We start from the raw sequence: 18,129 nt of genomic DNA, 5'->3' as shown, positions 1-18,129 counted from the left end.
GCCCCCAGGTATACAGCGAGCCCGGCACGCGGGGGCGCCGGGCTCGTGCAAAAGGCCGTGCGGACGGCCGGAGGTTACTTGATCTTCTGGCCCGCCGAACGCAGGTGGCCGCAGGCCTCGACGACGCGCGCGGCCATGCCGGCCTCGGCCAGCTTGCCCCAGGTGCGCGGGTCGTAGGTCTTCTTGTTGCCGACCTCGCCGTCGACCTTCAGGACGCCGTCGTAGTTGCGGAACATGTGGTCGACGACGGGACGCGTGAAGGCGTACTGGGTGTCCGTGTCGATGTTCATCTTGACCACACCGTTCTCCAGCGCGGTCGCGATCTCCTCGGCGGTGGAGCCGGAGCCGCCGTGGAAGACGAAGTTGAACGGCTTGCTGCCGGCCGGCCGGCCGTACTTCGACGCGATGCCCTCGTTCAGCTCCTTGAGCAGCTCGGGGCGGAGCACGACGTTGCCCGGCTTGTAGACGCCGTGCACGTTGCCGAAGGACGCGGCGAGCAGGTAGCGGCCCTTCTCGCCCAGGCCCAGGGCCTCGACGGTGCGGACCGCGTCGTCGACCGTGGTGTAGAGGGAGTCGTTGATCTCGTGCGAGACGCCGTCCTCCTCGCCGCCGGTCGGGGTGATCTCGACCTCAAGGATGATCTTGGCGGCGCGGGCGCGCTCCAGGAGCTCCTGGGCGATGGAGAGGTTGTCGGCGAGGGTCTCGGCGGAGCCGTCCCACATGTGCGACTGGAAGAGCGGGTTGCGGCCGGCCTTGACGCGCTCCTCGGAGACGGCGATCAGCGGACGTACGTACCCGTCGAGCTTGTCCTTGGGACAGTGGTCCGTGTGCAGGGCGACGGTGACGTCGTACTTCTCGGCGACGATGTGCGCGAACTCGGCGAGGGCGACGGCGCCGGTCACCATGTCCTTGTTGTGCTGGCCGCCCAGGAACTCGGCGCCGCCGGTGGAGATCTGGACGATGCCGTCGCTCTCCGCCTCCGCGAAACCGCGCAGGGCGGCGTGCAGCGTCTGGGAAGAGGTCACGTTGATGGCCGGGTAGGCGAACTTTCCTGCCTTCGCCCGGTCCAGCATCTCGTTGTAGACCTCGGGAGTTGCGATGGGCATCTGTCCGCTCCTTGTATGTGCGGTGGGCGTGTTCTGCTTATGGCCCTGACCTAGAACTGGGGGGCGACGTCATCGTCGGCCCCATCCTTCCAGACGAAACGGGAATACCCGAGTGGGCCCCGGTCCCGTCTCGTCCCCCGGTCTCAGTCCAGGTCCAGTTCGTCCTTGTCGTACGCGTACAGGTACGGCACCCCCGCGCCGTCCTGGATCTTCTCGCCGGCCCCGGTCGCCCGGTCGACGATCGTCGCGACGGCGACCACCTCGGCACCGGCCTCGCGCACGGCCTCGACGGCGGCGAGCGGGGTGCCGCCGGTGGTGGAGGTGTCCTCGACGACCAGGACGCGGCGGCCCTCGATGTCCGGGCCCTCGACGCGCCGCTGCATCCCGTGGGTCTTGGCGGCCTTGCGGACGACGAAGGCGTCCAGCTTCCGGCCCCGCGCCGCGGCGGCGTGCAGCATGGCCCCGGCGACCGGGTCGGCGCCCAGGGTCATCCCGCCCACCGCGTCGTACTCGAGATCGGCGGTCAGGTCCAGCAGCACCTGCCCGACCAGGGGCGCGGCCTCGCCGTCCAGGGTGATGCGGCGCAGGTCGACGTAGTAGTCGGCCTCCAGACCCGAGGAGAGGGTCACCTTGCCGTGCACCACGGCCTTGTCCTTGATCTGCTGCAGCAGCTCGCCGCGTACGTCCGTCATGTACGCCAGCTTAAAGGCGGCGCCAGGCCCAGGTGGTCGTGGCCTCCAGCGGCTCCAGGGGCGTGACCAGGCGGGGGAGGGTGTTCAGGCCGTTGGGCGGTCCGGTCTGCGGTTCCACGCAGACTGCGGCCTCCTGCTCGTCGTACACCACGACCCACTGCTCCGGGCTGGTCACCTTCAGCTCCAGCCGCCCCGGCCAGGTCAGCGTGACGTCGACGCCGTCGGGCATGCCGAAGCAGTCGTCCCAGGGTCCCGGCTTCGCCTCGACGCGGTTGCCGGTGGGGAGGTGGTCGTCGCCGCGCTCCTCCTGCCATGCGGGGTCGAAGGCGATCTCGGCACCCGGGCCGTTCCGGCCGTTCCCGCCGTCGAGGGTCCGGTTGAACCAGGGGTGCCAGCCGATCTGCGCCGGGAAGGACGACTCGTACGTCTCCACGGACATCGTCAGCGTGAGCGCGTCCTCGGCGAGGGCGATCACCTGGGTGACGCGGCCGGTGTAGGGCCAGGGTTCGACGAGGTCGTACGTGAGGACGGCCTCGTTCCCGCTGACGCGGGCGGTGTGCCAGGCGGCGTCGCGGGCGGTGCCGTGGATGGCGTGCGGTGGGGAGTTCAGGGGCATCTGGTGGACCACGGCGCCGTCGCTGAAGCGGCCGTCGCGGATGCGGCCGCACCAGGGGACCATCGGGAAGCAGCCGTAGCGTTCGCCCTGGCGGAGCAGCTCCGTGCCGCCGACCCGGAGCCCGCCGATCCGGCCGCCGTTGCCCGGCAGCACGGTCGCCTCCGCGTCATCCGCGGTCAGCGTGATGGGTTCGTTACTCACGCCACGACCCTACTGGGGCGATCACCGCCACCCCAGCCGGCCGGGGGCCGGGGAGGGTTCCGGGTGACGGCCGGGACGGGTTCCGGGTTACGGCCGGGGGCCTGTGGCGGATCGCGGGGGCGGGGTCGCGTGGCGAGTCTCGGGACCACTCCCGTGACGGTCTCGGGGATTCCCCCCCCCGCAGCGGGACACAGGGGTGCCCCCGGCGGGCCGCCGGGCCCGTCCGGCGACGGTCGGCGGGGCGGGCAGCTGGCCTGTGGTCGGCGGGACAGGCTCGTCGTAGTCGGCGGGGCGGCTCCACCGCAGCCGACGGAGCGGGGCCCACCGCAGCCGACGGGGCGGGCTTCGCCGCAGCCGACGGGGCGGGTTCCGCCATGGTCGGCGGGCCGGATTCCGCCGTGGTCGGCGGGACAGGCTCCGCCATGGTCAGCGGGCCGGATTCCGCCGTGGTCGGCAGGGCAGGCTCCGCCATGGTCAGCGGGACGGGCTCCGCCGTGGTCGGCGGGACAGGCTCCGCCATGGTCAGCGGGCCGGATTCCGCCGTGGTCGGCAGGGCAGGCTCCGCCGTGGTTCAGCGGCGTTTGCGGAGCGCGCGGCCGACCACGATCGCCGACGCCACGACCAGCGCGGCCGCGGGGGCGGCCCAGCGCAGGGGGGCGCCGACCGCGCTCGCCTGGGGTGCGGGCACGGGGGCGTACCGGCCGCGCGGCGGGGCGTGGTCCACCTCCTCGGCGCTGCGGCCGATCATCGTGCGGCGTGCGTGGGCGGCCTCGGCGGGGGGCTGGACGACCGGTTCGTCGGCGGGGGGCGTCGCCTCGGCCTCCCGGTCCCCGGTCGTGTCCCCGCCTGTGTCCGCGCTCTTGTCCGCGCCCGCGGCCTCGCCGTCCTCGTCCGTGTCCGTGAGGGAGGGCGGGGGGATCTCCGTGTCGAAGACGGAGGTGTGCCGCGCCTCCGGCTCCGGCTCCGCTTCTTCCGGCTCCGGGGGTGCCTGCGCCGCCGTGCCGAGGTTCTCCGCGAACCGGGTCAGCAGCCGGGCCGTGGCCGACGCGACCGAATCCGCCGGCAGCTCGGTTACACGGCCGTCCGCGTCGGCCGTCCCGGCGAAGGTGAGGGTGGCGCCGCCGTCGGCCTCGTCCGCGCGGAGGGTCAGCGCGAGCGTGACCGTGCCGGTGCCCCGGGACTCGGTGGCCTCGCCGTCGACGGCGTATGTGCCGTCCTCCCGCGCGGACAGGCGCAGGGAACCGCGGTAGGTGATGGAGTGGCTGCCGATGCGCACCTTCAGCCGGCCCGCGACGGGCTCGGCACCGGCGTCCTGCTGGAGCCCCGGGACCGCCCGGGCGACCCGGACGGGGTCGGCCAGCACGTCCCTGAGCCGCTCGGCCGGAACCGGAACGAACACCTCATGCTCCATGTCAGCGCAGCCTACCCAGCGGGCGCCCGGTGCACCCCCCGTCGGCGCAAAGTCACCCGCCGCCCGCGCCGCCCGGCGTCACCAGTCCCGTCTCGTAGGCCACGACCACCGCCTGGGCCCTGCTGGTCAGGCCTAGCTTGGTCATCGTGCGGTTCAGGTGGGTCTTCACGGTGGCCTCGCTGATGAAGAGGCGGTCGGCGGCCTCGGCGTTGCTCAGCCCGCGGGCCACCAGCTCCAGCACCTCGGCCTCACGCCCGGTCAGCGCCGTCAGCCCGGGCGGCGAAGGGGCGTCCGGCGGTCCGCCGCGCCCCGTGTCCGTCATCCGCGTGAACGCCTCCACCAGACGCCGGGTGACCGCGGGGGCGAAGAGCGCGTCACCGCCGTGCACCGCGGTGATCGCGGCCAGCAGCCGTTCGGGGCCCGCATCCTTGAGCAGGAAACCGGAGGCGCCCGCCCGCAGGGCGCCGTACACGTACTCGTCGAGGTCGAAGGTGGTCAGGACGAGAACGCGGGGCGCGGGGTCCACCGACTCGGCGATGATCCGCTCGGTGGCCTGGATGCCGGTGAGGCCGGGCATGCGGATGTCCATCAGGACGACGTCCGGCCGGGTCCGCGCGGCCAGCGCCACCGCCTGGGCGCCGTCGGCCGCCTCGCCGACGACCTCCATGCCGGGTGCGGCGCGCAGCAGCGTGGCGAGGCCGCTGCGGACGAGGAACTGGTCGTCGACGACGAGCAGGCGTATCGGCCCGGCGGCGCCCCGGTGCGGCCCGTCCGACGGGCGGTCTTCGTCTGCGTCGGTCATTCCGTGACGGTGTCTCCCCGGCGTGCGGCCTGTACCGGCGTCGGCAGGGTCAGGCGCACGCCGAATCCACCCTCGCTGCGCGGGCCGACGACGATCGTCCCGCCGTAGAGCTTGGCCCTCTCCCGCATCCCGATCAAGCCGTGTCCGCCCCGCTCGGCAGGTGTGTCCGGATCCGGTCCCCCGGACGGTCCGCCGTCGGTCACCGACACCGTCACCTCGCCCGCGCGGTAGGCCAGTTCCACGGCTGCGTCCGCGCCGGGCGCGTGCTTGAGCACGTTGGTGAGGGCCTCCTGCACCACCCGGTAGACGCACAGCTGGACGCCGGGCGGCAGGGGGCGCGGGGTGCCCGTGACGCGCAGCTCCACGCCGACGCCGCCGGTGCGCACCCGGGTGACCATCTCGTCGAGCTGGTCGAGGCCGGGGGCGGGCGCGCCGTCCGCGCCCTGCACGCCGTCGGCCCGCAGCAGGCCGAGCATGCGGCGCAGTTCGGCCAGGGCCTCGCCACTGGCGCCCTCGATGGTGTCCAGGGCGTCGCGCGCGGTGCGGGCGTCGGAGCGGAAGACGAAGCGGGCGAGGCCGGCCTGGACGTTGATGACGGCGATGTGGTGGGCGACCACGTCGTGCAGTTCGCGGGCGATCCGCACGCGTTCCCCGGCGACCTCGCGCCGTGCCCGGTCGGCCTGTTCGGCCCGCAGCCGCAGCGTCAGCTCGCCGGTCCGGCGGGCCACGTACCCGAACCGCCACAGCACCAGCGGGAATCCCACGGCCTGCCCCGCCACCGAGGCCATCGCCCCGGCGTCACTGTGCAGCCCGGCGTAGATCCAGACGCCGGCGAGCAGGGCGGCGCAGGCGGCGGCGGTGCGGGTGGGGCGCAGCGAGGCGACGGTGTAGACGGCGAGCATGGGGCCGAAGGAGCCGACGACGGGCCAGTAGCCGAGCGCGACGTAGACCGTCCAGCAGGCGTGGACGGCGAGGCAGACGGTGACGGGGGCGCGGGTGCGCAGGGCGAGGGGGAGGGTCAGCAGGGCGACGAGCGTCCAGGCGAGGGGGTCGAGCGCGGGCCACCCCTGGGCGACGGCCTCGGTGCCGAGCAGGACGGCCACGGTCGTCAGCGCCGCGGCGATCAGGCCGTCGGCCACCAGGGGGTGGAGGGGCATTCCCGCAGCGTAGGTCGGCCGACCGACGTCGGCGTCATCCTTCCGCCGTACCGCGGAAGTTGCAGGAACCGGGCGGCTACCGCGCCGGGTTGGCCCCGGTCTCCACCCACCGCCGGATTCCGCGAGGTGCGGGGTGGCCTTAGGTTCTCGGTGCGAGCGATCCACCGGGGGGTGTGGCGGTCCGTTCCGTGTCCGGGGGGGGAGGGCCGGGCCGCCGCACGGGGTGTGGACGATCGCGGTCGCGGCACCCGCGCGCCGGGCTCAGTACCGGGGATGCACCAGCGTGGAGGGCGGCAGCCCCGGGATCTGGGTGCGGGCCGCGTCGCGGGCGTCCCCGGCCAGCGAGCCCGGTGTGAGGGTGCGCGGGCGGGGTGCCGCCGGGTCGAGGCGCGGGACGGGGGTCGTGCGCGCGGCCAGGAGGAAGCCCCAGCCGCGGGGGGCGCGACGGGGCCCGGCCGTGCGGTCGGGGCCGGGCGCGGCGCCGGGGTCGTGGGCGGCGACGCGGTAGGCGGCCGCCGGCAGGCCGGCCGAACGCAGGGTGGCGTCCACCGTCCAGAAGGCCCGGGGCCGCGCGGCGACCGGGCCCGCGTGGACCACCAGCCGCCCGTCGGGGGCGAGCACCCGCCGCAGCAGTCCGTAGAACTCCTGCGAGTACAGCTTCGTGCTGGCCGTGACGGACGGATCGGGCAGGTCCGAGATCACCACGTCGTACGTCCCGGAGGGCGTCGCGCGCAGCCGGTGGAAGGCGTCGCCCGTGGCGACGTGGACGCGCGCGTCGCCGTAGGCGTGCTCGTTGAGGGTGGACAGGCCGGGGTCGTGCCGGGCCAGCCGGGCGAGCTGGGGGTCGACTTCGACGACGTCGACGCGGCGTACGCCGGAGTGGCGCAGGACCTCCCGCGCGGCGAGGCCGTCGCCGCCGCCGAGGACGAGCACGCGCGCGTGGGGACCGTTCATGGCGGGGTGCACCAGCGCCTCGTGGTAGCGCCGCTCGTCGCTGCCGCGCACCCGCAGCCTGCCGTCCAGGAACAGGTCGAGGGGCCGGCCGTCGCTGTCACCGGTGAGGACGACCTCCTGCACGTCGGTCCGCACGGCCACGCGGACGTCCTGGCCGTACACGGCCTGCCGGGCGGCGCGTTCGAAGTCGTCGGCGAGGACGGTCGCCGTGGCGAGGAGCGCGAGGACGACCGCGTTGGCGGTCAGCAGCAGCCACCGCGCCCGGCGGGTCAGGTCCCGCCGGAACAGGCCGAGGACGAGGGCGGCACCGACGACCGCGTTGACGGTGCCGGTGAGCAGCGCGCCGGTGAGCTGGCCGAGGAAGGGCAGCAGCACGAACGGGAAGGCGAGGCCGCCGACGAGCGCGCCGACGTAGTCCGCGGCGAACAGGTCGGCGACGGCACCGCCCGGGTCCTGCCTGCGCACCCGCTGGATCAGCTCCATGAGCAGCGGCACCTCGGCGCCGATCAGCACGCCGATGGCGAGGGAGAAGGCGACCAGCAGCACGCGCGGGCCGTCGGCCCACAGGCCGCCCCAGCCGCCGGTCCAGGCGAAGACCGCGTACAGCACCATCGCGCTGGAGCCGCCGACGAGGGCTAGGGCGGCCTCGAGCGCGCCGAAGCCGGCCGCCGCGAGGCCGCGCAGCCGTTTGGCGGCGAGCGAGCCGAGGCCCATGGCGAAGACCATGACGGACAGGACGACGGACGCCTGGGTGACCGAGTCGCCGATCAGGTACGAGGCCATCGCGACGAGTTCGAGTTCGTACACGAGCCCGCAGGCCGCGCACACGAACACACCCGCCAGCACCAGGAACCGCCCGACGGCCGGGCGGACGGGCAGCCGCGCGGGCGCCTCGGGACCGCAGGGGCCGCCCCAGGACGGCGGAGAGCCGGGCGGGGCGGGCGCGTGCGGTTCGATCACGGAGTGACGTTACGTCACGCCCCCACTGCGCTTCGTCACCCACACGTGTGAAACTCGGGTCCGGTGGGGCGGCACAGGTTTATCCGGCCCTTACCCGCTCGGGCGACCGGACCCCGCCCGCTCACACCGCGGACGGCCTGAGCTGCGACGTCGGCACCCGCACGCCCACCCGCGTCCGGGTCGCCACCAACTGGCCGTCCTGCGGATAGGCGTGCCAGGTCCGCCAGTGCACCTGCCCCTCGTGCCGCTGGGCCAGCAGCGCGGTGAAGGCGTGCGGACTGCCCGGGAAGACCCCGGCCAGGCCGTGCGGGTGGTCGGAGACGAGGGCGATCAGCTCCTGGGCGCGGCCGGCGAAGGAGCCCGGCGTCAGCACCTCCACGCGGGCGGCGAACTCGTACTCCCAGTCGCCCACCCGCTTGGCGACGCCCAGCGGAAGGGGGGTGCTGCTGCCCGGGATGCACGCCACCGTCTCCGAACAGCTGCCCCCCTCCTCCTCGAGCAGGACTTGATGGGAGGCCCCGAGGAGTCTCAACTGCAGTTTCGCGTCCGTCAGTTCGACGTCGAGGCAGGCGAGCGCGGGCAGCGGCTCGCGCCCCAGGGCCCAGGCCAGGTCGGCTGCGCGGGTGTCGGTGTAGGAGGTTGTCAGGGTCGTGAGCATGGATCGGCTCCGCAAGCACACAAGGAGAGGAAGGTGTGGGGCATGCGCATCCGTGGCACTGCCGGGGATGCGGCCCGCTCAGCCCAGTCGGCCGGTCAGGAGGGGGGTCAACAGGTCGTCCGAGGAGCTGCGTTGGTGAGGGAGAGCGAATCATGAACGGTGGCGCCGCCACAGCGTTTTTACCCAACTTCGTGGCGTTTCCATCCCTCAGGGGGCTCCACAGCTCAACTGTTCAACCGTGGCGCACACCCCGTCCGCACGGAGTGCGCCGGGGCGTGGGAGCGCCCACCGGGAGTGGGCCCCGGCGGGCGCTCGTGACGGGAGCGCGGGGCCCGCCCAGGAGCGGGCCCCGTGAGGGATGCGGTTCCCCCTGCCGGAGCTCAGCTGCCCCGTGTCAGCTGCCTCCACCGCATCCGCCGCCCCCTCCCCCGCAGGACGACCCGCCTCCGCAGGACGAGCCGCCACCGCAGGAGTGGCCCGAGTGGTGTCCGCCCGAGTGGTGTCCGCCCGAGGACGAGCCGTCCCCGCCGCCGACCCACCAGCTGTTGTCGCCGCCGCCGTCCCCGCCCCCGCCGGTGCCGGACCAGCGCGTGGCCGCCCGCCCGCCCCTGCGCCGCACGGGGCGGCGGGCAGCGCCCCGGCGCACCACGAGTCCCCTGATCACCAGGGCTGCGACCACGAACAGGATGATGCCCATGACCACGGCTCCGCCCTCCTTCCCTTCCGGGCACGCCCGGAAGCCCCCCGAAGCAGTCCCCCGTCGGACGCCTCGCTGCGTATCGGTTGCCTGTGGATCCCGCCGTGGAACTCACCGGCGTGAACGGGAGATGCCCTTCGCCGCCACGCCCCAAAGCAGAGTTGAGGAAGTCCAGAGCTTCGGCGCAGGATGACCGCCATGACCTCGATGAGCTCCAGCGCCCGCCCCCTCCTGAACCGCCGGCTCGCGGAGTTCGGGACGACGATCTTCGCCGAGATGTCCGCCCTGGCCGTGACGACCGGGGCGATCAACCTCGGTCAGGGCTTCCCCGACACCGACGGCCCCGAGGAAGTCCGCGAGGCCGCCGTACGGGCGCTGCGCGACGGGCGCGGCAACCAGTACCCGCCGGGCCCCGGGATCCCCGAGCTGCGCGCCGCCGTCGCCGACCACCAGCTCCGCCGCTACGGCCTGACCTACGACCCCGGCACCGAGGTCCTGGTCACCGCCGGCGCCACGGAGGCCATCGCCGCCGCCCTGCTGGCCCTGGTCGAGCCCGGCGACGAGGTCGTGGCGCTGGAGCCGTACTACGACTCGTACGCGGCCTGCATCGCGATGGCGGGCGGTACGCGCGTGCCCGTGACCCTGCGCCCGCACCCGGGGGACGCGCCGGGCGTGGAGGGCTGCTTCCGCCTGGACCTGGACGAGCTGCGCGACGCGGTCACCGACCGCACCCGCCTCCTGCTGCTGAACACCCCGCACAACCCGACGGGCACGGTCCTGACCCGCGAGGAGCTGGCCGCGATCGCCGAGCTGGCCGTGGAACGGGACCTGCTGGTGGTGACCGACGAGGTCTACGAGCACCTGGTCTTCGACACCGCCGAGCACATCCCGCTCGCTACCTTCCCGGGGATGCGGGAGCGCACGGTGACCATCGGGTCGGCCGGCAAGACGTTCTCGTTCACCGGCTGGAAGGTCGGCTGGGTCACCGCCGCGCCCGCCCTGCTCGCGGCGGTCCGCTCGGCCAAGCAGTACCTGACGTACGTCAGCGCGGGCCCCTTCCAGTACGCGGTCGCCGAGGCGCTCGCGCTGCCAGAGTCGTACTTCGCCGCCTACCGGGAGGACATGGAGGCCAAGCGGAACCTGCTGGCCGCGGGGCTGGCCGAGGCGGGCTTCGGCGTGTACCGGCCCGCCGGGACCTACTTCGTCACCACCGACATCCGCCCGCTCGGCGAGCGCGACGGCATCGCCTTCTGCCGCTCCCTGCCCGAGCGCGCGGGGGTAGTCGCCGTACCCAACGCGGTCTTCTACGACCACCGGGAGGCGGGCGCGCCCTTCGTGCGGTTCGCGTTCTGCAAACGGACCCCGGTGCTGGAGGAGGCGGTGCGGCGGCTGAAGTCGGCGGCGGCGTGAGCAGGCACACCGGTACGACGAGAGCCCGGACCCCGCGGTGACGGGGTGCCGGGCTCTGCGGGACTCAGCCGCGGGGGCGGACTACTCGCCGTCCTCGTCGGTCGGCTTCTCCGACTCGTTGACGTCCTGTTCGAGACCGAGCTGCTCCACGAGCCACCGGTCGAACTCGATGGCGGCCCGCACCCAGCTGACCGTCGAGGAGACGAAGTGCTCCAGGCTGACGCCCATGCCGATCAGCATCTGCGCCTCGCCGATCAGGCGGACCGTGCCGTCGTCGTGGGTGTGGGAGTACACCTTGGGCCACAGGGTGCGCCGGTTCCAGTCGTCGACCGACTCCAGGAGCTGGGGCTTCTCGTCGATCTGGTGGGGCCGGTCGTAGAACGTCCGCACCGAGAAGACCTGCTGGTCACCCTCGCCGCGGAACATGAAGTACGTGCGGAACTGCTCCCACGGCGCCGCGAGGTCGCCCTCGTCGTCGACGACGTACTTCAGCTCCATCTGCTCGAGGAGCTGCTTCACGAGATCCTGGTCCGGGACGACGGGGCCCGCCGGTCCTTGGGGCTGCGGCTCGGGCTGCTTGCCCCCGAAGTTCGGAATCGAGGACGGGTCGATGCTCACCGTGAATTTCCCTTCGTACGGATCTGGCCATCCTCCCCCATGCGGGGAGGGGCGTGGCAAGCCCGCCGTGGGCCTGTCAGCCCTGGGCTGACTTGATCCGGCCGGTCGGGTACCCCTTCGGGGCCCCGGCAACCCGATGAGAGGGCCGCCGGGGCGGAACGGAGGCGGTCGGCTACAGCGTCTTGCCGCTCGCCGGGCCCACGATCAGGTCGTCGCCGAAGCGGTCCACGCGGACCGTGTCGCCGTCCTTGATCTCGCCGGAGAGGATCTCCCGGGCGAGCCGGTCGCCGATCGCGGTCTGCACGAGGCGGCGCAGCGGGCGGGCGCCGTAGGCCGGGTCGTTGCCCTCCTCCGCCAGCCAGGCCAGGGCCTCGTCGGTGACCTCCAGGGTGAGGCGGCGTTCGGCGAGCCGCCGGGCCAGGCCGTTGATCTGCAGCCGTGCGATCCGGCTCAGCTCCTCCTTGCTGAGGGCCGAGAAGACCACCAGGTCGTCGAGCCGGTTGAGGAACTCCGGCTTGAAGGACGCCCTGACCACGTCCAGGACCTGCTGCTTCTTCTCCGCCTCGCCGGTCGTCGGGTCGACCAGGTACTGGCTGCCCAGGTTGGAGGTGAGCACCAGGATGGTGTTGCGGAAGTCGACGGTGCGGCCCTGCCCGTCGGTGAGGCGCCCGTCGTCGAGCACCTGGAGCAGGATGTCGAAGACCTCGGGGTGCGCCTTCTCCACCTCGTCGAGCAGCACGACGGTGTACGGCCGCCGCCGCACGGCCTCGGTGAGCTGGCCGCCCTCCTCGTAGCCCACGTATCCGGGCGGGGCGCCCACGAGCCTGGCGACGCTGTGCTTCTCGCTGTACTCGCTCATGTCGATGCGGACCATGGCCCGCTCGTCGTCGAAGAGGAAGTCGGCGAGCGCCTTGGCCAGCTCGGTCTTGCCGACGCCGGTCGGGCCGAGGAAGAGGAACGACCCGGTCGGCCGGTCGGGGTCGGCGATCCCGGCGCGGGAACGTCGTACGGCGTCGGAGACGGCCCGTACGGCCTCGGTCTGGCCGATGAGCCGCTTGCCGAGCTCGTCCTCCATGCGCAGCAGCTTCTGCGTCTCGCCCTCCAGCAGCCGGCCCGCGGGGATGCCGGTCCAGGAGGCGACGACGTCCGCGATGTCGTCGGCGCCGACCTCCTCCTTGACCATGGTGTCGCGGGCGACCTCCTCCTCGGCCTCGGAGGCGGCCTCCAGGTCGCGCTCCAGGGTCGGGATCTCGCCGTAGAGCAGCTTGCTGGCGGTGTCGAAGTCGCCGTCGCGCTGGGCGCGTTCGGCCTGCCCGCGCAGTTCGTCGAGCCTCTCCTTCAGCTCGCCGACCCGGTTGAGGGACTGCTTCTCCTTCTCCCAGCGGGCGTTGAGGCCGCGCAGCTCCTCCTCCTTGTCGGCGAGGTCGCGCCGCAGCCGCTCCAGGCGTTCGAGGGAGGCGGCGTCGGTCTCCTTGCCGATCGCGAGCTCCTCCATCTTCAGCCGGTCGACGGCGCGCTGGAGTTCGTCGATCTCGACGGGCGAGGAGTCGATCTCCATGCGCAGCCGGGAGGCGGCCTCGTCGACGAGGTCGATGGCCTTGTCGGGCAGGAAGCGGGAGGTGATGTACCGGTCGGAGAGGCCGGCGGCGGCCACGAGCGCGCTGTCCGCGATCTGCACCTTGTGGTGCGCCTCGTACCGTCCCTTGAGCCCGCGCAGGATCGCGATGGAGTCCTCGACGGTCGGCTCGGCGACCAGCACCTGCTGGAAGCGCCGCTCCAGGGCGGGGTCCTTCTCGATCCGCTCCCGGTACTCGTCGAGCGTGGTCGCGCCGACCATGCGCAGCTCGCCGCGCGCGAGCATCGGCTTGAGCATGTTCCCGGCGTCCATGGCGGAGTCACCGCCGGCGCCGGCGCCGACGACGGTGTGCAGCTCGTCGATGAAGGTGACGACCTGCCCGTCGGAGTCCTTGATCTCGGCGAGGACTGTCTTGAGCCGCTCCTCGAACTCGCCGCGGTACTTGGCCCCGGCGACCATGGCCCCGAGGTCCAGCGCCACCAGCCGCTTGTCATTCAGCGACTCGGGCACGTCCCCCTTGACGATCCGCTGGGCGAGCCCTTCGACGACGGCGGTCTTGCCGACGCCGGGCTCGCCGATGAGCACGGGGTTGTTCTTGGTCCGCCGGCTCAGCACCTGTACGACGCGCCGGATCTCCTGGTCCCGCCCGATGACGGGGTCGAGCTTTCCGTCCCGTGCGGCGGCGGTGAGGTCGGTGCCGAACTTCTCCAGGGCCTTGTACTGGCCCTCGGGGTCGGGAGTGGTCACGCGGCGCCCTCCCCTCGCCTTGCGGAAGGCCTCCTGCAGCTTCTTCGCACTCGCTCCCTGCCCCTCCAGTACCTCACCGGCCGCGCCGCCCTTCGCGGCGATGCCGAGGAGCAGGTGCTCGGTGGAGAGGTACTCGTCCCCGAGTTCCTTGGCGCGGGCCTGGGCGTCGGCGACCACGGCGAGCATCTCACGGCTGGGCTGCGGGGGTGCGACGGTGGACCCGGTGACGCTGGGCAGCCCGGCGACGATGCGCTCGGCGCCGGAGCGCACGGCGGCGAGGTCGGCCTCGACGGCGGCGAGCAGGTCGGTGATGTTCTCGTTGTCCTGCCCCTGGAGCAGCGCGAGGAGCAGATGGGCGGGGGTGAGGTCGGCGTTCCCCTCGGTCACGGCCCGGTTGCTGGCCGCGTTGATCGCGTCCCGGCTCCGGTTGGTCAGCTCGGCGTCCACGTTCCGGTTCTCCTCCTCGCGTCGGCCGTCGGCGGTCCGGCCTGTTTCCAGTCTCCCAGTGCTGACTCATCCAGCGTACACAAAGTTGAGTCCATTCCACTCAAGGTCGGGTCCACGCGTATCCGCCGGGGGGACACCAGGGTGATGAGGCAAGGGCCGGCCGTGCCGCACGAGTGCCTTTTCGGTCATCCGTGGAACCAGTGGATTTCGCGAGATGTCCGCACATGCGACAGCGGCGTCACCGTGTTCAGGTCACGGTGACGCCGCTGCCGGGGGGAAGCACCTGAGCGATTTGTTACGACGGGGGAATCGCGTCAGGCGCTGCGGGGGGTGGCCGAGATGGTCCTCACTTCGGGGACGTCCGGCTGCTCGAGCCGGTGGTCCCGCTGGTCCAGGTTCACAAAGATCATTCCGTACCGGATGGCACACCGCACTGGCTGCGGCGCCCCCCGAGGCCGCCGCAGACACCGGTACGCCCGCACGTCGCCGTCCTCGTCCAGCGTGACGACGACCGGCTCGCCGAAGACGGTCACCATCAGGGAGTCACCGGCGTGCGGGATCGCGGTGACCAGGTCGATGAAGTGCCAGCCGGAGCGGTAGGCGGTGGCCATTTCTCGCCGGAAGGAGCGGTCGTCGGGTGGTGTCGTCATGTCAAGACCACGCACTGTCGTCCGTGACGGCTGCCGTCTCGTCGCCGGCGGGCGAGGCAGTCGTCGCAGCCAGCGACCAGGCGCTGTCCGCTCGAGCGTCACCCTTCTCGACGGAGAGGCCACTCAGTGTTCCGAAGGCCACAACGGCGGAGAAGGCGGCGACAAGCACCGAGCGAAGCATTCTCTTAGACATAGTCGGCTTCGTCCTCACTTGAAGGTCCCCTCTTCCCCCGTCGGATAAGACGATGGCTCATTCAGGCACGTCATGGCCACACAATCGGTGCATCATGTTCCTGCACGTTCAGGACCCTGGGGGGTGGAGATTTGACAACAAATCAGGCCAAAGCGACACATCCCCATGCCATTACGGACCTGTGCGAGGAGGGTGGGCGCCTCTACGCGAACGCCCTGCGCACTGGACGTATAGCCCGGGGCGAGGCGGAGTCCGTCCCGTGTCTGATGGAGTTCGCCCTGCTCCATCCCGATCCTGACGACGCAAACTGGCTGCTTCCCGTGTCCCCGGCGGTCGCCCTCGCCCGGCGGCTGAATCCCATCGAGCACGAGATATCGGAACGCAGGCGCACCTCCATCGAGCTGGCCGCCGCATTCGAACCCTTCATGGCCCTCAGTGCGCAGGGCGCCGCGCCGACGCACTCGATCACCGTGCTGGAAGGTCTCGACCGCATCAACGCGGCCCTCGACCTGGCCACGGACCAGTGCCTCAACGAGATGCTCACCGTGCAGCCGAGCGCCCGGCACCCCGAGCGCCGCCTCATCGAAGCACTGGAGCGTGACAGGACCCTGATCGAACGAGGGGTACGGATCAGAACGCTCTACCAGCACACGGCACGCTACAGCCCCGAGCGCCTCGCCTACGTGGACCAGTTCCCCAACGGGAAGGCCGAGTACCGCACCATCGACGAACTGGTCGAGCGTCTCATCATCTGCGACGAGACCGTGGCCTTCATTCCCATCCGGGACGACCGGCAGGTCGCCCTGGAGATCCGGCACCCGGGCCTCGTCCGCTATCTGATCAAGGTTTTCGAGTTCATCTGGAGCCGAGCGGTTCCGCTCACCGCCGGGGCCCCCTACGAGACGGCTCCCGACGGCATCACCGACATCCAGCACTCGATCGCCAAGCTCCTGGTGGAGGGCCACGTCGACGAGGCCATCGCCCGGCGCCTGGGCATGAACGTGCGCACGTGCCGGGCCCACATCGCGAAACTCGCGTCGGTTCTCGGCAGCGGCAGCCGCGCCCAACTCGGCTATCTCATCGCTCAGTCCGGGATCCTGGAGCAGGGACAACAAGGGCCCGTGGAGGAGGGGAAACTGTGACCGAGGAGGCGTACGACCGACGGAGACCGGCCGGCCCCGCCCCGCACTCGACGCACGGACCCGAGGAGTTGTGCGCGGAGGGGACCGAAGTCTACGTACGGGCACTGCGCGAAGGGCGGTTGCGAACGACGGAGGCCCGGTCGACGCCCTGCCTCGCCGCCTACGGCCTGCTCCGGCCGGCCCTGGACGACGTGGACTGGCTGGAACCCGTGTCCCCCGCCGTGGCGCTGCACAAGCTGTTGCGTTCCTCGGAGGACCGCGTCGCGGACGAACGCAGACGCTCCGAGCGGCTGGCGGAGAGCTTCGAGCCGCTGATGCGAGTAAGCACGCGGTACAACACCTCACCGACCGACCCCCTGATCACGGTCCACAGCGAGAAGGACCACATCAGTACCGTCCTCGACAAGTCCATGACCCATGCGACCGAGGTCCTGGCCATCCAGCCGCACAACAGCTACACACCGTCCAAGGCGCGTTTCAGGGACGCCGCCTTGCGACGGGACCAGGAGCTGCTGGACCGCGGGGGCCGCATCCGCGCCCTCTACCAGCACACCTTGCGCCACGCCCCGCCGATCCTGGCACGCTATGAACAACTGCGCGGTGACGTGCAGGCCCGCACCCTGGACGAGGTCACCGACCGCCTGATCATCATCGACCGCACGGTGGCCTTCATCCCCGCCAACACCGACCGCAGTCTCGCCCTGGAAGTTCGTCAGCCGGCCCTCGTCACCTACCTGACCACGACGTTCGACCGCCTCTGGCGCCTCGCCACCCCCATGCACCCCCGGGCCGTCCACCAGCCCACGCTCAACGGCATCACCCCCCGCCAACGCGCCATAGCCGCCCTCCTCGTCGAGGGCCACACCGACACCGACGTCGCCGAACGCCTCGGCATGAACGTCCGTACCGCCCGCGTCCACATCGCCAAGCTCGCCGCCACCCTCGGCAGCGAGAGCCGGGCTCAGCTCGGGTATCTCATCGGGCAGTCGGGGATTCTCGACCGGGAAGGATGACGGGGGCCGGGGCGGGCCGCGGGGAGCCGTCGAGGCCTGCCTGGGCGATGCGGACGCCCAACTGCGTGCGGCTGGCGGCGCCCAGGGTCTCCGAGAGGCGGGCGATGTGGGCGCGGGCCGTGCGGACGCTGATGCCGAGGCGCTCCGCGATCACCGCGTCCTGATGGCCCTCGGCGAGGAGCGCCGCGATGGACTGCTCGCGGTGGGAGATGCCCTCGATGCCGGTGTCGGGGAGGGGGGCGGTGAGCGGGATCGCAAGGCGCCAGAGGCGTTCGAAGACCGTGACCAGGTAGGCGATCAGGCCGGGGTGGCGCAGCTCCAGGGCCATCGTGCGGTCGGTGTTGGCGGGGATGAAGGCGACCGTGCGGTCGAAGAGGATGAGGCGGTCGATGACCTCGTCCAGGGTGCGGGCCTCGACCGCGTCACCCATGAGTTCGAGGTAGTTGAGCAGACCCTGGCCGTGCCGGGCCACGTGCGTGTAGAGGTCCCGCATCCGCACCCCGCGCCCGCGCAGCGCCAGCGCCCGGTGCAGCCCCTCCGACAGCTCGTGCTCGCGCCGGATGCCGCCGGGCTGGACGGTGAGGACCTCCGTCGTACAGGCCTGCGTCGCCTCGTCCATCGCGGCCTGGATGCGGGAGAGACCGTCGAGGACCCGGATCGCCGTTCCCTCCGGTCCTGCCGGGGGCTGGAGCAGCCGGCCGAGGTCCGCGTACCACTCGAAGGCCTCCACGGCCGAGCCCACCCGCCGCTGACTGGCGCTGACCTCGTCGTGGACCCCGCGCAGCAGCCGCGTCATGACCTCCTGCGGAGAGGTCGGCACCAGCCAGTCCATGTCGTCGGGGTCGGGGTGCAGCAGGGCCAGTTCCAGCAGGCAGGGCACCGGTTCCGCGTCCTGCCGCGGCACCCTCCCGCGCCGTACGGCCCGGGAGTACACGCGGTCCCCGGCCGCGCACAGCCGGTCGGCCCCGTGCGGGTGCTCCTGAGCCCCGTGCCCGGCCATCGCCCATCCCACCCCCGGTTCCGGCTCTTCCGCAGCGCAACTATGCGCGGCCGGGACCGGCTCCGCAACAAGGCTCCGC

The 18,129-nt window shown here is 72.3% G+C and carries 16 protein-coding genes; 3 read left to right on the top strand and 13 right to left on the bottom strand.

What is annotated here, in order from left to right:
* Nucleotides 1-74 precede the first annotated feature (74 nt).
* From fbaA to ACIQFU_RS22285, 9 genes are all read right to left on the bottom strand, one after another.
* Nucleotides 75-1,106, bottom strand: a complete 1,032-nt coding sequence (gene fbaA, locus ACIQFU_RS22325) for a class II fructose-bisphosphate aldolase (RefSeq protein WP_402553800.1) — start codon at nucleotides 1,104-1,106, stop codon at nucleotides 75-77.
* 143 nt (nucleotides 1,107-1,249) lie between these two features.
* Entirely contained in the window at nucleotides 1,250-1,798 is a 549-nt protein-coding gene (gene pyrE / locus ACIQFU_RS22320; RefSeq protein WP_402553798.1) for an orotate phosphoribosyltransferase, read from the bottom strand.
* Nucleotides 1,799-1,808: 10 nt separating this feature from the next.
* Nucleotides 1,809-2,615, bottom strand: coding sequence for an aldose 1-epimerase (locus ACIQFU_RS22315; RefSeq protein WP_402553796.1), 807 nt, complete (start codon nucleotides 2,613-2,615; stop codon nucleotides 1,809-1,811).
* Nucleotides 2,616-3,186: 571 nt separating this feature from the next.
* Nucleotides 3,187-4,026: an SRPBCC domain-containing protein gene (locus tag ACIQFU_RS22310; RefSeq protein ID WP_402553795.1), complete on the bottom strand. Its 840-nt coding sequence runs from the start codon at nucleotides 4,024-4,026 to the stop codon at nucleotides 3,187-3,189.
* A gap of 52 nt (nucleotides 4,027-4,078) precedes the next feature.
* A complete protein-coding gene (locus ACIQFU_RS22305) occupies nucleotides 4,079-4,828 on the bottom strand; it encodes a response regulator (RefSeq protein WP_402553793.1) in 750 nt (249 codons plus the stop codon).
* The gene (locus tag ACIQFU_RS22300; protein WP_402553791.1) at nucleotides 4,825-5,985 is read right to left on the bottom strand and encodes a sensor histidine kinase; all 1,161 of its coding nucleotides are present in this window, start codon (nucleotides 5,983-5,985) and stop codon (nucleotides 4,825-4,827) included. Before ACIQFU_RS22300 ends, ACIQFU_RS22305 begins: the two co-directional genes overlap by 4 nt.
* 261 nt (nucleotides 5,986-6,246) lie before the next feature.
* Nucleotides 6,247-7,899, bottom strand: a complete 1,653-nt coding sequence (locus ACIQFU_RS22295; protein ID WP_402553789.1) for a polyamine aminopropyltransferase — start codon at nucleotides 7,897-7,899, stop codon at nucleotides 6,247-6,249.
* 121 nt (nucleotides 7,900-8,020) lie between these two features.
* On the bottom strand, nucleotides 8,021-8,557 hold the full coding sequence (locus tag ACIQFU_RS22290; RefSeq protein WP_402553787.1) for a DUF2617 family protein: 537 nt from the start codon (nucleotides 8,555-8,557) through the stop codon (nucleotides 8,021-8,023).
* 394 nt (nucleotides 8,558-8,951) lie between these two features.
* Nucleotides 8,952-9,254 carry a hypothetical protein gene (locus tag ACIQFU_RS22285; protein ID WP_402553786.1) on the bottom strand — a complete coding sequence of 101 codons (303 nt, stop codon included), beginning with the start codon at nucleotides 9,252-9,254 and terminating at the stop codon, nucleotides 8,952-8,954.
* 198 nt (nucleotides 9,255-9,452) lie between these two features.
* Here ACIQFU_RS22285 and ACIQFU_RS22280 point away from each other — a divergent pair, with 198 nt between their 5' ends.
* On the top strand, nucleotides 9,453-10,664 hold the full coding sequence (locus tag ACIQFU_RS22280; protein ID WP_402553784.1) for a pyridoxal phosphate-dependent aminotransferase: 1,212 nt from the start codon (nucleotides 9,453-9,455) through the stop codon (nucleotides 10,662-10,664).
* Between the two features lie 81 nt (nucleotides 10,665-10,745).
* On the opposite strand, the gene ACIQFU_RS22275 is transcribed toward ACIQFU_RS22280, so the two are convergent.
* The 3 genes from ACIQFU_RS22275 to ACIQFU_RS22265 form a co-directional block, all read right to left on the bottom strand.
* Nucleotides 10,746-11,282 carry a YbjN domain-containing protein gene (locus ACIQFU_RS22275; protein WP_164418319.1) on the bottom strand — a complete coding sequence of 179 codons (537 nt, stop codon included), beginning with the start codon at nucleotides 11,280-11,282 and terminating at the stop codon, nucleotides 10,746-10,748.
* 172 nt (nucleotides 11,283-11,454) lie between these two features.
* The gene (gene clpB, locus ACIQFU_RS22270; protein ID WP_402553783.1) at nucleotides 11,455-14,052 is read right to left on the bottom strand and encodes an ATP-dependent chaperone ClpB; all 2,598 of its coding nucleotides are present in this window, start codon (nucleotides 14,050-14,052) and stop codon (nucleotides 11,455-11,457) included.
* A 314-nt stretch (nucleotides 14,053-14,366) separates the two neighbouring features.
* A complete protein-coding gene (locus tag ACIQFU_RS22265) occupies nucleotides 14,367-14,702 on the bottom strand; it encodes a hypothetical protein (protein ID WP_007451819.1) in 336 nt (111 codons plus the stop codon).
* 324 nt (nucleotides 14,703-15,026) lie between these two features.
* Between ACIQFU_RS22265 and ACIQFU_RS22260 the strand changes: the two genes are divergently transcribed.
* Together ACIQFU_RS22260 and ACIQFU_RS22255 are read left to right on the top strand one after the other, a co-directional pair.
* Nucleotides 15,027-16,037: a helix-turn-helix transcriptional regulator gene (locus ACIQFU_RS22260; protein ID WP_402553781.1), complete on the top strand. Its 1,011-nt coding sequence runs from the start codon at nucleotides 15,027-15,029 to the stop codon at nucleotides 16,035-16,037.
* Nucleotides 16,034-17,050: a helix-turn-helix transcriptional regulator gene (locus ACIQFU_RS22255; RefSeq protein WP_402553779.1), complete on the top strand. Its 1,017-nt coding sequence runs from the start codon at nucleotides 16,034-16,036 to the stop codon at nucleotides 17,048-17,050. Before ACIQFU_RS22260 ends, ACIQFU_RS22255 begins: the two co-directional genes overlap by 4 nt.
* Here ACIQFU_RS22255 and ACIQFU_RS22250 read toward each other — a convergent pair.
* Nucleotides 17,013-18,050 (bottom strand): LuxR C-terminal-related transcriptional regulator, encoded by a 1,038-nt coding sequence (locus ACIQFU_RS22250; protein WP_402553778.1) that lies wholly within the window; start codon nucleotides 18,048-18,050, stop codon nucleotides 17,013-17,015. The genes ACIQFU_RS22255 and ACIQFU_RS22250 overlap by 38 nt on opposite strands.
* Between the last annotated feature and the right edge of the window lie 79 nt (nucleotides 18,051-18,129).

It is taken from the genome of Streptomyces sp. NPDC093065 (assembly GCF_044754585.1).
Taxonomy (GTDB): Bacteria; Actinomycetota; Actinomycetes; order Streptomycetales; family Streptomycetaceae; genus Streptomyces.
The sequence above is the reverse complement of the archived record's forward strand: the minus strand, read 5'-3'. Positions and strand labels throughout refer to the sequence as shown.

Bases quoted from the DNA above. Each gene is read 5' to 3' on its own strand.
- fbaA (WP_402553800.1), bottom strand. From the start codon at position 1,106: ATGCCCATCGCAACTCCCGAGGTCTACAACGAGATGCTGGACCGGGCG.
- pyrE (WP_402553798.1), bottom strand. From the start codon at position 1,798: ATGACGGACGTACGCGGCGAGCTGCTGCAGCAGATCAAGGACAAGGCC.
- ACIQFU_RS22310 (WP_402553795.1), bottom strand. From the start codon at position 4,026: ATGGAGCATGAGGTGTTCGTTCCGGTTCCGGCCGAGCGGCTCAGGGAC.
- ACIQFU_RS22290 (WP_402553787.1), bottom strand. From the start codon at position 8,557: ATGCTCACGACCCTGACAACCTCCTACACCGACACCCGCGCAGCCGAC.
- ACIQFU_RS22280 (WP_402553784.1), top strand. From the start codon at position 9,453: ATGACCTCGATGAGCTCCAGCGCCCGCCCCCTCCTGAACCGCCGGCTC.
- ACIQFU_RS22285 (WP_402553786.1), bottom strand. From the start codon at position 9,254: ATGGGCATCATCCTGTTCGTGGTCGCAGCCCTGGTGATCAGGGGACTC.
- ACIQFU_RS22265 (WP_007451819.1), bottom strand. From the start codon at position 14,702: ATGACGACACCACCCGACGACCGCTCCTTCCGGCGAGAAATGGCCACC.
- ACIQFU_RS22305 (WP_402553793.1), bottom strand. From the start codon at position 4,828: ATGACCGACGCAGACGAAGACCGCCCGTCGGACGGGCCGCACCGGGGC.
- ACIQFU_RS22250 (WP_402553778.1), bottom strand. From the start codon at position 18,050: ATGGCCGGGCACGGGGCTCAGGAGCACCCGCACGGGGCCGACCGGCTG.
- ACIQFU_RS22300 (WP_402553791.1), bottom strand. From the start codon at position 5,985: ATGCCCCTCCACCCCCTGGTGGCCGACGGCCTGATCGCCGCGGCGCTG.